This window comes from Lachnoanaerobaculum sp., from assembly GCF_057250505.1.
Genome location: NZ_DBHIEQ010000012.1, coordinates 44,194 through 57,960, shown reverse-complemented (window position 1 = coordinate 57,960; position 13,767 = coordinate 44,194). Strand labels below are relative to the sequence as shown.

Sequence of the window (13,767 nt, the reverse complement as noted above, 5' to 3'; positions counted from 1 at the left end):
GTGTTTACAATACTCATAAAGGGCTCCTTTGTGTGATTATATTGAGTTTTGTCACCTTAATTTTACCACAAATGGACGCTCTTTTTTTATTCACTTACTAGGTGAAAGCAATATTTTGTTAAAATATAGTAATTATGTGGCTTTAAGCCACTTTCATGGAGTTACCATGAATAATCTAGGTTAAATTATTATTTACAAAGTAATATGAATTTAAAAGCAAAAGGGAGATGATTTTATGGATTTAATACAGGCAATTCTTGTCGGAATTGCTATAGCAGCTATTTTTAACGGTGCAGTGGCTTCTTTGGTACTTATTAATCCAAGATTCTTTTTGGATTCTTATCCAAAGGCTATCCAGAAAACAGCTCCGAAACAAATGACAAAGCAAGAGAAAAAGATAAACATTACACTTACTATCATTATTGTGGGAGTTTGTTTTATTTATTCAACAATAAGTATTTTACATTCAGGAGTCGTTGGCTTTTGGAATATATTTTGGATGGGATACATTCAGTGGAGTATATTAAATATAGGAGATTTTTTGTTATTGGATTGTCTCTTATTTCAAGGAAAATATAAAGAAAAGATAGTTATTCCGGGAACAGAGGGACACAAAGATTATGAGTTTAATAATTGGATGAAACATTTGGCAATTCGAGAACATTTTTTATTAGTTCCATTTTTTCTTGTACCAATTATAGCTACAATTCAAGCTTTGTTTGTTGGCTTTTTAGGAAGATAAATTTAGAGTTGCATAAACAATTTAATAATTTGATAAGAGATACCATAAGAACAGTAAATCAAATCGGTTTTTATATACTTACAGTCAGTCCGGGGTGAATCCCCGGGCTGATTTTTTATGTATAACAGTAAGTCGGGCTAAGTTTAAATTACTTCAAAGTAAATTGAAGTTTGTTTGAAGTGATATTGAAGTTGACTTTGAAGTGACAGTGAAGTAGTTCAAATAACCACTTGTTAGCAAATCCTAACTATGATATAATAATCTTACCGACGATAACGTCGATAAAGAGGAGGTATACAATATGGCTGCTGCGAAGAGGCTTAGTGAGGCTGAAAGAAAAAAAGAAATTATGGATTCAGCCGCAAAAGTAATTGCCGCAAAGGGCTTAGGAAAGGCAACTATGGAAGACATCATCGCGGGAACAACTTTATCAAAAGGAGGAGTATATCACTACTATGGGAACGTAACAGAAATCTTTAAAGACATTATGATAGGCGGGATTGATTACAGAAACAATATCATTAAAGAGCATTTGGCTGAATGTGAAAAGGGTGGTGAGAGTAAGTTTATGGCAAAACAGTTGGTTGATAAAGTCATAGACAACAATCCTTTAATGCCTCTTTATGTTGAGTTTTTGATAGAGAAAAAAAGAAATCCCGAACTGAATAATATTATGGAAGAGCTTCAGGAACAGACAAAGGAAAGATTTAAAGCGATATGGAGTGATGACTCAGGATGGTTGTTTGATCCACAAATGTTTCAGTTTGTTACCGATTTTATGAATGCTCTGATAATGGCTTCTGATGTACTGGATGCAAGAGAAAATTTCAAAAAGAACAGACAGCATTTGGAAGCAATATTTACTTACTTATTTGAACAAGTAAAGGAGAAAACTGATGGGAGTTTATAAGAAATTATTCAGATATGTGCCGAATGAAAAACATATCGGATATATGTCAATTTTATTATCGAGTATTTCGGTATTCCTGGTGGTTTATGGGTATTATTATATATTTCTACTTCTAAAAGAAGCGGTAGTAAAGGGAAATTATGAAAATGCAGGATATTATTCGACAAGGATAGTTATCTGTTTAACTATAAGTGCAATAATGTATTTGGTATCCGGTATTGTTTCACATAAGCTGGCATTCAGACTTGAAACAAACTTGAGGAAAAGAGGAATTGAAGGTCTTACCGATGCAAGCTTTCGATTTTTTGATCTGCATTCCTCAGGATATATCAGAAAAACTATAGATGATAATGCGGCAAAAACACATATGGCGGTAGCTCATATGTTGCCGGATAATTCACAGGCATTTTTGGTACCGATTTTTGCATTTATACTGGCATTTGCCATAAGTCTTAGAGTGGGAATAGTTATTATAGTTTTATCTGTTGTAAGTGGACTTATATTGATGGGAATGATGGGCAATAAAGATTTTATGAAGCTTTATCAGACTTCACTTGACAAACTGAGTTCTGAAACTGTGGAGTATATCAGAGGCATACAGGTAATAAAGATATTCGGTTCAAAACTTAAATCCTTTAAGGCTTTGCATGATTCTATTATGGAGTATTCAAAATATGCTTATGATTATTCTCTGTCTTGTAAAACACCTTATGTAATATATCAGCTGATATTTTTGGGATTGATCGCAATTATCAGCATTCCGCTCAGCTTCTTTTTGACCGGTATAAAAGATCCTAAATTTATGGCTGTAGAGCTTATTATGATCTTTTTCTTAAGCGGTGTAATAATGGTCTCTTTTATGAAAATAATGTGGGCAAGCATGAATATCTATAATGCAAATTTTGCCATTGACAGTTTGGAAGAATTATATGAAAAGATGCAGGAGGATAAACTCACATATGGAAACAGAGATCATTTTGACAATTTCAATATTGAATTTGAAAATGTGAGCTTTTCATATGGGGATAAAAAGGTTCTGGAAAACTTATCATTTTCATTAGAAGAGAAAAAAACTTATGCCTTAGTAGGGCATTCAGGTTCAGGAAAGTCAACTGTTGCAAAGCTTTTGTCAGGATTTTATAAGGTTGATAAGGGGGCAATAAAAATAGGTGGATATCCTCTTTCGGAATATACAAAGGAGGCAATCATAAGGAATATCTCGTTTGTATTTCAAGACAGCAAACTGTTTAAAAAATCAATATACGATAATGTAGCATTGGCTGATGAAAATGCAGGCAGAGATAAAGTAATGGAGGCTCTCAGTCTTGCAGGTTGTGATGAAATTATTGAAAAGTTTAAAGACAGGGAAAATACAATTATAGGTTCAAAGGGTGTGTATCTTTCAGGAGGTGAAAAACAAAGGATCGCTATTGCAAGGGCTATTTTGAAAAATTCACCTATTGTAATTATGGATGAAGCGAGTGCGGCAATTGATGCAGATAATGAATATGAATTACAAAAAGCATTTAAAAATTTAATGCAGGATAAGACTGTTATAATGATTGCCCATAGAATGACAAGTATCAGAAATGTAGATGAAATAATAGTTTTGGAAAAGGGAAATGTAATAGAGCGAGGAGATAATGATTCATTAGTAAAAACCGGAGGGTTATACAGCAGACTCCTCAGCCTTTACGAAACTGCAAATGATTGGAGGGTGTCAAATGAAAAACTATTATAAGAAAAGATATGCTCTCTCGGAACAGGGTGCAAAAAATCTTACAAAAGCAACGATATATTGTTTTTTGACATATTGTATAAACCTTGGTCCGATGTTTATTTTGATGGGACTTATTAATCAGTTGGTCTTGGGAAATGTATCAAGCACCTTGCAGTATATTGTTATGGCAATACTTACTCTGATATTTATGTATATTTTATTATCAGAGGAATATGTAAGCCTTTATAATTCCACCTATAAAGAATCGGCAAATTTGAGAAAGGGAATAGCAGAGAATCTGGCACAGCTTCCGCTGGCATATTTTTCAAAGCACGATCTCTCTGACCTTTCACAAACGATAATGTCTGATGTGGAAAGGGTAGAGCATTCTATGAGCCATTCTATACCCAAGGTTGTGGCTATGTGGTTGTTCTTCCCTCTGATGGGCCTTATTATGCTTATTGGAAACTGGAAGCTTGGACTTGCGGCAATTATTCCCACTCTTTTAAGCTTTATGATCAATCCTTTGGCAAAGCAAAAGGAAGTTTCAGAGTATAGTAGATACTTTAATGTGCTAAGAAATAATTCAGAGCTTTTTCAAGAAACAATAGAGCTACAACAGGAGATAAGCAGCTTTAATCAATCCGATAAGGTGAAGAAAAACCTGTATAAAAAGATGGAGGAGAGCGAGAGGATTCATCTTAAAGTAGAGGTTCTTCCGATGTTGGCTGTGGGAATTTCTTCATCACTTTCATATATAAGCCTTGCAGTAGTATTGGCTGTCGGAATACAGTTACTTATTCATAATGAGATCAGCCTCTTATATCTGATAGGATACCTGATAGGAGCAATAAAGGTAAAAGAACTTTTTGATGTTTCAAGGGAAGGAATGACTGAAATGTCCTATATTGAACCTGCAATTGTAAGAATAAAGGAGATAAAAAATGCAGTGCTTCAAGAGGGTGAAGATACAGACCTTTCAAGATACAATATCGAATTTAAAAATGTTTCATTTTCCTATAATGAAGATGCAAAGGTATTAAAAGATGTGAGTTTTACGGCAAAGCAGGGTGAGGTTACAGCTTTGGTAGGTATATCAGGTTCCGGTAAAACTTCCGTATTAAGACTTATATCAAGGCTGTATGACTATGATACCGGAAGTATCTTAATAGACGGAAAGGATATCAAAAATATATCTACAGAATCATTGTTTAAGAATGTCTCAATAGTATTTCAGGATGTGACCTTATTTAACACAAGCATTATGGAAAATATTCGTCTGGGCAGGGAGAGTGCAACCGATGAGGAAGTAAAGAAAGCGGCAGTGCTTGCAAACTGTATGGATTTTATTGAAAAATTGCCGGACGGATTTAATACTCTGATTGGCGAAAACGGTGCGGAATTATCAGGCGGAGAAAGACAAAGAATATCTATTGCAAGAGCATTTCTAAAGGATGCACCTGTTTTGATATTGGATGAGATATCGGCAAGCCTTGATGTGGACAATGAAAAGAAGATACAGGACAGCTTAAATAAGCTTATCAAGGACAAAACGGTTATTATTATCTCACACAGATTAAAATCAATAGAAAATGTGAATAAGATCGTGGTAATAGATGAGGGAGTTGTTGAGACAGAAGGAAATCATGATAAGCTTATAAAAGATTCAAAGGTATATAAAAACTTGATTGAAAAGACAAAATTAGCCGAAGCATTTAATTATTAAGGGGAAGATATGAAAGAGAAAAAGCTGAAAATAAAGGATCTGGTTACTATAGGTGTGTTTGTAGTCATATATATTGTAGTTACCTTTGCCGTTGGAATGATTGGAGTTATTCCGATTTTATTTCTCATATATCCTACAATACTGGGAATTGTTAGCGGAACTGTTGTTATGTTATTTATGGCGAAGGTACAAAAACCTTGGGCATTGTTTATTTTCGGAATGCTGTCACCTCTTATTATGTTTGTTGGGGGACATACATATGTCATTATACTTCATGCATTTGCAGTAATGATTATAGCCGAGTTGATAAGAAGAATCGGTCATTATAATTCATTTAAATACAATATGCTTTCGTTTGCAATATTTAATACTTGGATTTGCGGTTCACTTATGCAAATGTTATGGGCAAGGGAGAAATACATTGAATTATCTATGATGATGGGCAAGGAGTATGTAGATATTTTGATAAAACTTATTACTTATCAGCATATGGCTTTGGTTTATCTTGGTGCTATAATCGGAGGACTTATAGGAGCAAATATCGGAAAAATATTACTGAAAAAGCATTTTATAAAGGCAGGTATAGTTTGATGTATTACATCAAAGACAACAGATTTAATCCGAATCCTATAACCAAATTTTTTGTGGTTGCATTATTGGGGGTTACCGTATTAAATTCTATAAATCACTATTTAGAATGGGCAGTTGTAATTGTAATTTCCGCTATGTATTTTATAAACGGATTTAAAAAGGATGCTATAAAAAATATACTTTGGTTTGGTGTGCTGTTTTTCGTACCTGATTTCAGCGATTTGGAAAAGTTTCCCATCTTTATACTGATGATGCTTTCATTGTTTGCCCTATGTCGTATGTTTTATCTTCCATTTGCGGCAGGTAAATTTATGATCAAGACTTCTGATGTAGGAAGTATTATTTCATCAATGGATGCCATAAAAATACCTAAGGAGGTTTCCATCCCTATTGCGGTGATGTTCAGATTCTTTCCGTCTTTTGTAGAGGAGAAAAACAGTATTAAAATGTCAATGAGAATAAGAGGAATAGAAACAAAAAATCCTGTTAAATATCTTGAGTATGTAGCAGTTCCGCTGCTTATTATTTCGTCAAATATAGCTGACGATATTTCAAAAGCTGCAGAAACAAGATGTATTGCCAATCCTATAAAGAAAACAAGGTATGTAAGCGTGAGAATACATTTGATAGATTTTATTTATGCCGTAACAATCAGTGTTATAGTAGCAGGAGGAATTATATGCTCACATTAGAAAATTTATCACTGTTTTATGAACAGGACAAAATGATTCTTGACTGTATAAACTTAACTGTGGCAGACGGTGAATGCATATTGCTTACCGGAGAGAGCGGAAGCGGAAAATCCTCTATTATAAATTCTATAAACGGATTGGCTTTTGAATATGAAAATGCCAAAATCAGCGGAACTATAAAGGTTGACAATAGAGAATTAAAGGGAATGGAGCTGTATGAAATATCACTGTTGATATCAAGTGTTTTCCAAAATCCCAAGACACATTTTTTTAATGTTGATACAACACTTGAGCTTTTATTTTATCTTGAAAATATTGGACTAAGTAAACAGGAAATGGAAAACCGTATGGAAGATATGCTGAAGCTCTTTCCTATAAGGCATCTACTGGGGCGTAGTATATTTGAACTCTCGGGCGGTGAAAAGCAGATTCTTTGTGTGGCGGCCTGCTATATTTCCGGTTGTAAGATAATAGTACTGGATGAACCTTCATCAAATCTTGATGATAAATATATTGATATATTAAAAGAAATGCTGCAGATACTAAAGAATAAGGGTATAACACTTATCATTGCAGAGCATAGAATTTATTATTTGACGGATTTGGCAGATCGAATTATTCTTGTCAGAAAGGGAGAGCTTTTTAAGGAGCTTACAAAAGATGAGCTTTTAAACTCTGAAAAGCAACTTGGACTTCGTTCTGCAATAAAAACAGTATTGAAAGCACAAAATAAGCCGGTTGGAAATGATTTAAATATTAAAAAACTCGAGTACAAATTTAAAGAGGGTTCCGGGTTAAAGATAGAAGACATTTCATTTGGTCTTGGAAATATTTACGGTATTACCGGAAAAAACGGCTGCGGTAAGTCTACATTTATAAGAGTAATGACAGGCCTTGATGATAAGGGAAAGAATGAGATAATATTTAACGGGAAAACTCTGAACAAAAAAGAAAGACTGAAAAATTCATCATTGGTTATGCAGGATGTAAATCATCAGCTTTTCACAGATTCTGTAGAGGAAGAAATAAAACTTGGGGTTAAGGATTTGTCACAGGATAGATTAGATAAGGTCCTATATGGTCTTGAGCTTACAGAATTAAAGGACAGACATCCTATGAGCCTTTCAGGTGGACAAAAACAAAGAGTAGCCATTGCTTCAGTTCTATGTAAAAACTCAAGATTTATATTTTTTGATGAGCCCACAAGCGGTATGGATTATAAGAATATGATAAGAATTTCAAAGCTGATAAAGGAGATGAGTACTGAAGATAATATTATATTTATTGTTTCCCACGATGTCGAATTTTTAAATGAAACCGCAGACAGTATACTTTGCCTTGAAGAATTTAAGACCCCAGAATCCTAAAATTAAAGTATTAGAATCATTTATTATTAAACAAAACTTTGAAAAACTTTAAAAACTGTAGTTTAATATATGATATAATCAAAAAAAACATCGGAGGATACTTTATGGATCGTTTCAAGAAAGTTTACAGACAGGGAGTAATTGAAATACTTGAAGTCTGGGTTGATACGGAGACAGGTGTAAACTATTTGTTTAAAACAAACGGATATGCAGGAGGTCTGACAGCTTTACTTGATAAAGACGGAAAGCCTGTAATAACACATAACGGTAAAGAAGATTTATAAATAAAAACTGTAGCGGAAGGATAGCTTCTACTACAGTTTTTTTACTTCAAACTTTAGGCTGTTGGATGTATACTTAATATAATATGGTTTAGGATATTTAATATTTTATGGGGAGAAATATGGCTGTTTCATATTTTATTTATGTGACTGATAAAGAAAATACCGGTTTTGATTTGGAGAAGTTTAATAATGACATTAAACAAAGATTTTCAGGAGTCAGTGTAGAAGTTAAAAGCGATGAAAACTGCAAATATAATGTTCACTTTGAATATTATGGGGATGAATGCGAGTTTGAACTTTGGATAAATAGAGACCGGAGTGTTTTGGTGATAGATTATTTTAACTCTGAAAACAGGCTCTATGATTATGCAAAATATATCATATGGCTCAGAAGCTACTTCCCTTATGAAAAGGAAGTTTTATTATGTGATGAGGGATATAATAAAACTATTGTATTAAGTGAGGGAGTAGATATAGAGGATATTTTGGAGATAATAGAGTAGGGGCATTATGGTTAAAACATACCGGATATATATCATATTACGTATAGGTTTACAGTTGAGAAATTCAGATATATAAAGTATGATAGGAATACCGATTAATATATAGATAAGATTAAATTAATAAATTTATAATGGAGGTAATGGGAATGGAAACAGGCTCTGTAAATGATTTGAAAACTTTTGTGGAGGTGAAATCTTTCGGTGATATTTTACCTAAGAACGGAACGAATATAAGAAGCCCTTATGAGCATCAAAAAAAGGCTATGGAAGCACTTGATAAGATTAATAAAGAAGAATCTTACAGTACTTTGGTAGTTTTGCCGACAGGAGGCGGAAAAACTTATACAGCTTCTATGTGGCTTTTAAAAAATGCTATTGATAAGAAAAAGAAAATTCTTTGGATTGCACATCGACAGATGTTGCTTGATCAGGCTGCTGAGTCATTTCAAAAGTTTGCTTATACGGAAGTTGTACCACATATTTCTTCTTTCAGATTCAGAATTGTGTCAGGTGCATCAAGTCATGACAGAACAATAGATATCAAATCTGATGATAATTTATTGATTATAAGTAAGGACAGTATAGGAAGAAATATTGAAAGACTTGATAAGTGGCTTGAAGGAGAAAAGGAGCTGTACTTGGTTGTGGATGAAGCGCATCATTCAACTGCAAAAACCTATAGAAAAGTTATCAACTATGTAAAAGAAAAAGTTCCGAATTTAAAGTTAATAGGTCTGACTGCAACACCGTTTCGTACTGCTGAGGAGGAGCAGGGACTTTTAGGTAAAATCTATTCTGACGGTGTCAGCAATGGTCAGGTTGTACGTGGAGACATAGGAATAACATATCAAATAGGACTAAAAGAACTTATAAACAGGCAGATTCTTTCAAAGCCTATTTTTGAAAGCTACTTTACTGAAGAAAATTATGGAGATTCTTTGGGTCTTGAGTCATGGGAAAGGATTCAATACCTTGATAACTTGCCGGAGGGTATTGCGAGTCAGATGGCGGAGAGTGCCGCACGTAATAAACTGATTGTTGAAACATATAAAGAAAAACAGGATGAATATGGTCAGACAATTGTATTTGCGGTCAATGTAATACATGCTATTCAGCTTAGTGCACTTTTTAATAAAGCGGGAATTAAGTCTGATTTTGTTGTATCCGATATCAGAGACGGTGTTACAGGAGTGACCGTAAGCAGAGAGGATAATGAGAGAAAACTTGAAGCCTACAGAAACGGAGAATTGCAGGTACTTGTTAATGTAAATATATTGACTGAAGGTGTGGATTTGCCAAAGACAAAAACAGTATTTTTAGCAAGACCTACAGTTTCATCTATTTTGATGACACAGATGGTGGGTAGAGCATTGCGAGGAACGGTAGCAGGTGGTACCTCAAGTGCATATATAGTTTCATTTATAGACCATTGGAATGAGCATATTGCATGGGTAAATCCGGAGAGTTTATTTGCAGGAGATAATGATTTTCAGGATAGTGATGATTCCGAGCGCATAAAAAGAGATATTCAACTGATTGCAATCTCAAAGATTGAGGAGTTTGCAAGAATACTTGATAATTCGGTTGATACAATAGATTTGGAAAGAGTTGCTTTTGAAAAAAGAATTCCTATCGGAATGTACGCATTTAATTATCTGGAAGAAAACGGAATGGATCATTCATATCAGGTAATGGTATATGACAGCACACAGGAAGCTTATAAGAATCTTATGGATTCACTTCCGTCATTATTCAAGTCATTTGATGTAACAGAGGAGTATCTGACAAAAGAACAGCTTGATGAAATGGAGGCACAGTGCAGGGATTCATTCTTCTGCGGTGAAATGATTCCGCCATATGAGAGCAGAGATGTTATAAATATCATAAAATACTATGCTCAATATGAGGAAGCACCAAGATTCTATACATTTGAAGAGGTGGATAGAAATAAGCTGGATATATCAAAGATTGCACAGCATATTTGGGATGAAGACATGGGGGTGCGTAAAAAAGCTGAATACATTGATGAGCTTTGGAATTCCGGAGACGACAATATGCTTAGATTGTTCTTTGGCAGAAAGATATACTTTTCAAAGCAACTGGATATTGAATTGATGAAATTATCAGATATTGAAATATATGTTGGTGGGAAAGGAAAACAAGTAGAGTACGGTTCTAAGGAGCTGGAAGATTTACCGCTCCATAAAATTCGTGAGATTGATCCTAATTATGAAAAATATTTAAGAGATGAAACTTTTAAAAAGTATACTGATGAAGCCGGTAATTATCGTTGTGCCTGCTGTGGATTTACAGACAGATCCAGAGTTCCTTTCCATGTGGATCATATTATTGCTATGAATAATGGCGGTAAATCTGTTTTAGAGAATTTACAAATTCTTTGTCGCAGTTGCAATTATAGGAAGAGTGACAAATAATGTATGGATTGTTTTATTCGGCAATCGATATTGCATTTATCTTACAGGATTTAAAACTTGGCTGTAGAGAGGAAAGTAAAATTCTTGATTCAATATGGGAAAATGAAAAGAGCTTACTTTCCGAACAGTACAGAGATAATAAGAGAAAATTTCTGTTAGATATATATCAATGGAGTCATTATATATTGGATAAGGATGCAATTGATGAAGAACTTGCTGCCATACAGAGGGATTTGAAGCATTCGGATAGAACATTGCAATTAGATCAATTAAGCGGTTATTTTTCTGATTTTGATATTTTCTTTAAAAGTTGTCGTATAAAAATATTATATGGCGGAATCAAATTTGTATGCATAGGTTTTAGAGAATTACTAAACAAATATGGATATAAGCGCAAGTCACCACTAATACTCCAGTATATAAAGCATTGTTTGATATTTTATCATCTTGAAGTGACTATTTATGGAAGAGGTAGTTGTGATATAGAAACAGTAGACCTTGATGAAATATTGATGTTTAAGGTAATAAGTTAGTGTATTAAGATAATAAAACAGTCACAAGTTTATAATAAGCAGGTGAAAAAATGATTACAGGTATTGACTACATCTTATATACGGATAAAGATAAGGATGCTTTTATAGAAAAAATAAAAGAAAGTGTTACGTTTTGGGAAGATCCATATATTGTCATTGATAATGAAGATGAAACAACGGATATTTTTGTTTCTCGAGATGAGGAAATGTTTCAGTTGATGGACGAAAAGGGTTTTTATATAGATGAACTGTCCGGAGAAGGGCCGTTTTTATTGATTTTTAACAGCGGATATTCATCAAAGGAAAATAGAGTGACTTTGGTGCTTTCTGAAGAAATTTTTGAGTCAAAATTCTCCAAGCAGGTGTTCAACACGATTAAATCTATTTTATAATGTGGAAGGATGGTGAGTTACATTATGGAGAAAAAAGTAGAATTAAAAGAAATTATAAATAAACAAAGAGATTTCTTTAACACAAATGCAACTAAGTCGGTCAAATACAGGATAAAGATGTTGCAAAGGTTAAAGGAGGTAATCAGAGACAATGAGGCAGCAATCCTTTCCGCTTTATATAAAGATCTTTTAAAGTCTAAGGCTGAGGCATATATGAGTGAACTTGCAATGGTTTATGCCGAAATAAATGAGGCTTTAAAAAGTGTAAGAAAGTGGAGCAGGCCGCAGAGGGTAAAAGGTGCTATATCTACATTTCCGTCAAAGAATTATGTCTGCTCTGAGCCATATGGAGTAGTGCTTATTATATCACCTTGGAATTACCCCTTCAATTTGGCGGTAGCACCTCTTATAGCGGCAATAGCGGCAGGAAATACAGCCATTATAAAATGCTCAAAAGAGAGTGTTTATACCTCAAAAGTTATTAAAAACATTATAAATAAAGCCTTCGGTTCAAACTATATTTTCTGTGTGGATGAAGATATAGATTATGATGAACTTCTACATCAAAGATATGATTATATATTCTTTACAGGAAGTCAAAGAGTAGGGAAGATTGTAATGAATGTGGCAAGTAATAACCTTATACCGGTTTCCTTGGAGCTTGGTGGAAAGAGTCCTTGTATTATAGATGAGACAGCCGATATTAAACTTGCTGCAAGGCGAGTACTGTGGGGGAAACTGCTTAATGCCGGGCAGACCTGTGTATCCGTTGATTATGTGTTAATACATAGCAGTGTTAAGGACAGATTTATAAAGTATCTGCAAAAAGAAATAAAGAGAAGATATCCTAATGCATTAAATAATGATACTTATCCGAGAATAATAAATGAGTACCATTATAAAAGACTGATGAATTTGATAAAATCAGAGGATAGTATAATAGGTGGCAGAGGTGATGATGTAGTTAAGAGGATTGAGCCTACTATTTTGCCGAATGTGGATTTTGACCATGAAATTATGAAAGAAGAGATATTCGGGCCACTGCTTCCAATCATAGAATATGACGATATAAATAAGGTAATAAGGATAATAAAAGAGCATGAGAAGCCTTTGGCATGCTATGTATTTACAAGGGATAAAGATACGGCAAAGCATATTATAAAGAGTATTTCTTACGGTGGCGGATGCATAAATGATGTTATACTGCAAGTATCAAGTCATTATATGCCGTTTGGAGGAGTAGGAAGTAGCGGAACGGGTTCATATCATGGAAAGTTCGGATTCGATACATTCAGCCATAAAAAGAGTATTGTTTGGAGTGAAACAAAGATTGATTTGCCGATTAGGTATGCGCCTTTTAACCAACTAAAATTTAGAGTGTTGAAAAAAATATTGGAATCATTTAATGATTGAAAAAATCAGAAAATCGGAGATAAATTATGGCTTATACCAAGGAAAACTTTGAAGAATGGATTATTCTTATAGACTCTAAAATGGAGTATTTTACAGATACATTTGCAAAAGAAAACAATTTAAAACTGGACTACAGTGTAGAGTCACTGGACGAGATTGAAAATTGGATCCTCACTAATTACAGTGAAATAAAGGATTTGATAAATGATACTAAGACTTTAGACTATTTGACGGTATACATAGGTGAGACTTTCAGGAAACATATAGGTGGAGAGTGGTTTATAGATTTAAAAAATAAAAAGAATGCATACTATTCCATGCCGGTTTTGACAAGTCCTGATTACATAGGAGAGAGCTATATAGCACCGATGACATTTGCAACTGCATGTATTCATAGGAAAAAGGGCAATTATATAAGTACTATACTGAAAAACTGTTTGGAAGACATGGGAAAGTAGG

14 protein-coding genes are annotated in these 13,767 nt (G+C 33.9%); all 14 read left to right on the top strand.

Annotation, left to right across the window (positions count from 1 at the left end; genetic code table 11):
- The first annotated feature begins 235 nt into the window (after positions 1-235).
- Positions 236-742, top strand: coding sequence for a hypothetical protein (locus tag ACO6FI_RS06855; protein ID WP_485456702.1), 507 nt, complete (start codon positions 236-238; stop codon positions 740-742).
- A 301-nt stretch (positions 743-1,043) separates the two neighbouring features.
- Positions 1,044-1,652 (top strand): TetR/AcrR family transcriptional regulator, encoded by a 609-nt coding sequence (locus tag ACO6FI_RS06850; protein ID WP_034214792.1) that lies wholly within the window; start codon positions 1,044-1,046, stop codon positions 1,650-1,652.
- Positions 1,639-3,393 (top strand): ABC transporter ATP-binding protein, encoded by a 1,755-nt coding sequence (locus ACO6FI_RS06845; RefSeq protein ID WP_485456701.1) that lies wholly within the window; start codon positions 1,639-1,641, stop codon positions 3,391-3,393. Before ACO6FI_RS06850 ends, ACO6FI_RS06845 begins: the two co-directional genes overlap by 14 nt.
- Complete coding sequence (locus ACO6FI_RS06840) at positions 3,377-5,098, top strand: ABC transporter ATP-binding protein (RefSeq protein WP_485456700.1); 1,722 nt, start codon at positions 3,377-3,379, stop codon at positions 5,096-5,098. The genes ACO6FI_RS06845 and ACO6FI_RS06840 overlap by 17 nt, the downstream gene beginning before the upstream one ends.
- 9 nt (positions 5,099-5,107) lie before the next feature.
- On the top strand, positions 5,108-5,689 hold the full coding sequence (locus ACO6FI_RS06835) for an MptD family putative ECF transporter S component (RefSeq protein WP_485456699.1): 582 nt from the start codon (positions 5,108-5,110) through the stop codon (positions 5,687-5,689).
- On the top strand, positions 5,689-6,381 hold the full coding sequence (locus ACO6FI_RS06830) for an energy-coupling factor transporter transmembrane component T (RefSeq protein WP_485456698.1): 693 nt from the start codon (positions 5,689-5,691) through the stop codon (positions 6,379-6,381). The genes ACO6FI_RS06835 and ACO6FI_RS06830 overlap by 1 nt, the downstream gene beginning before the upstream one ends.
- The gene (locus ACO6FI_RS06825) at positions 6,369-7,748 is read left to right on the top strand and encodes an ABC transporter ATP-binding protein (RefSeq protein WP_485456697.1); all 1,380 of its coding nucleotides are present in this window, start codon (positions 6,369-6,371) and stop codon (positions 7,746-7,748) included. The genes ACO6FI_RS06830 and ACO6FI_RS06825 overlap by 13 nt, the downstream gene beginning before the upstream one ends.
- Positions 7,749-7,852: 104 nt before the next feature.
- A complete protein-coding gene (locus tag ACO6FI_RS06820) occupies positions 7,853-8,032 on the top strand; it encodes a DUF6440 family protein (RefSeq protein ID WP_485456696.1) in 180 nt (59 codons plus the stop codon).
- 119 nt (positions 8,033-8,151) lie between these two features.
- A complete protein-coding gene (locus ACO6FI_RS06815; protein ID WP_485456695.1) occupies positions 8,152-8,535 on the top strand; it encodes a hypothetical protein in 384 nt (127 codons plus the stop codon).
- Positions 8,536-8,675: 140 nt separating this feature from the next.
- Positions 8,676-10,970: a DEAD/DEAH box helicase family protein gene (locus ACO6FI_RS06810; RefSeq protein ID WP_485456694.1), complete on the top strand. Its 2,295-nt coding sequence runs from the start codon at positions 8,676-8,678 to the stop codon at positions 10,968-10,970.
- Complete coding sequence (locus tag ACO6FI_RS06805; RefSeq protein ID WP_485456693.1) at positions 10,970-11,503, top strand: hypothetical protein; 534 nt, start codon at positions 10,970-10,972, stop codon at positions 11,501-11,503. Before ACO6FI_RS06810 ends, ACO6FI_RS06805 begins: the two co-directional genes overlap by 1 nt.
- A gap of 50 nt (positions 11,504-11,553) precedes the next feature.
- Positions 11,554-11,895 (top strand): hypothetical protein, encoded by a 342-nt coding sequence (locus tag ACO6FI_RS06800; RefSeq protein ID WP_485456692.1) that lies wholly within the window; start codon positions 11,554-11,556, stop codon positions 11,893-11,895.
- Between the two features lie 24 nt (positions 11,896-11,919).
- Positions 11,920-13,308 (top strand): aldehyde dehydrogenase, encoded by a 1,389-nt coding sequence (locus tag ACO6FI_RS06795; RefSeq protein ID WP_485456691.1) that lies wholly within the window; start codon positions 11,920-11,922, stop codon positions 13,306-13,308.
- Between the two features lie 26 nt (positions 13,309-13,334).
- Positions 13,335-13,766 carry a hypothetical protein gene (locus ACO6FI_RS06790; RefSeq protein WP_485456690.1) on the top strand — a complete coding sequence of 144 codons (432 nt, stop codon included), beginning with the start codon at positions 13,335-13,337 and terminating at the stop codon, positions 13,764-13,766.
- Position 13,767 lies beyond the last annotated feature (1 nt).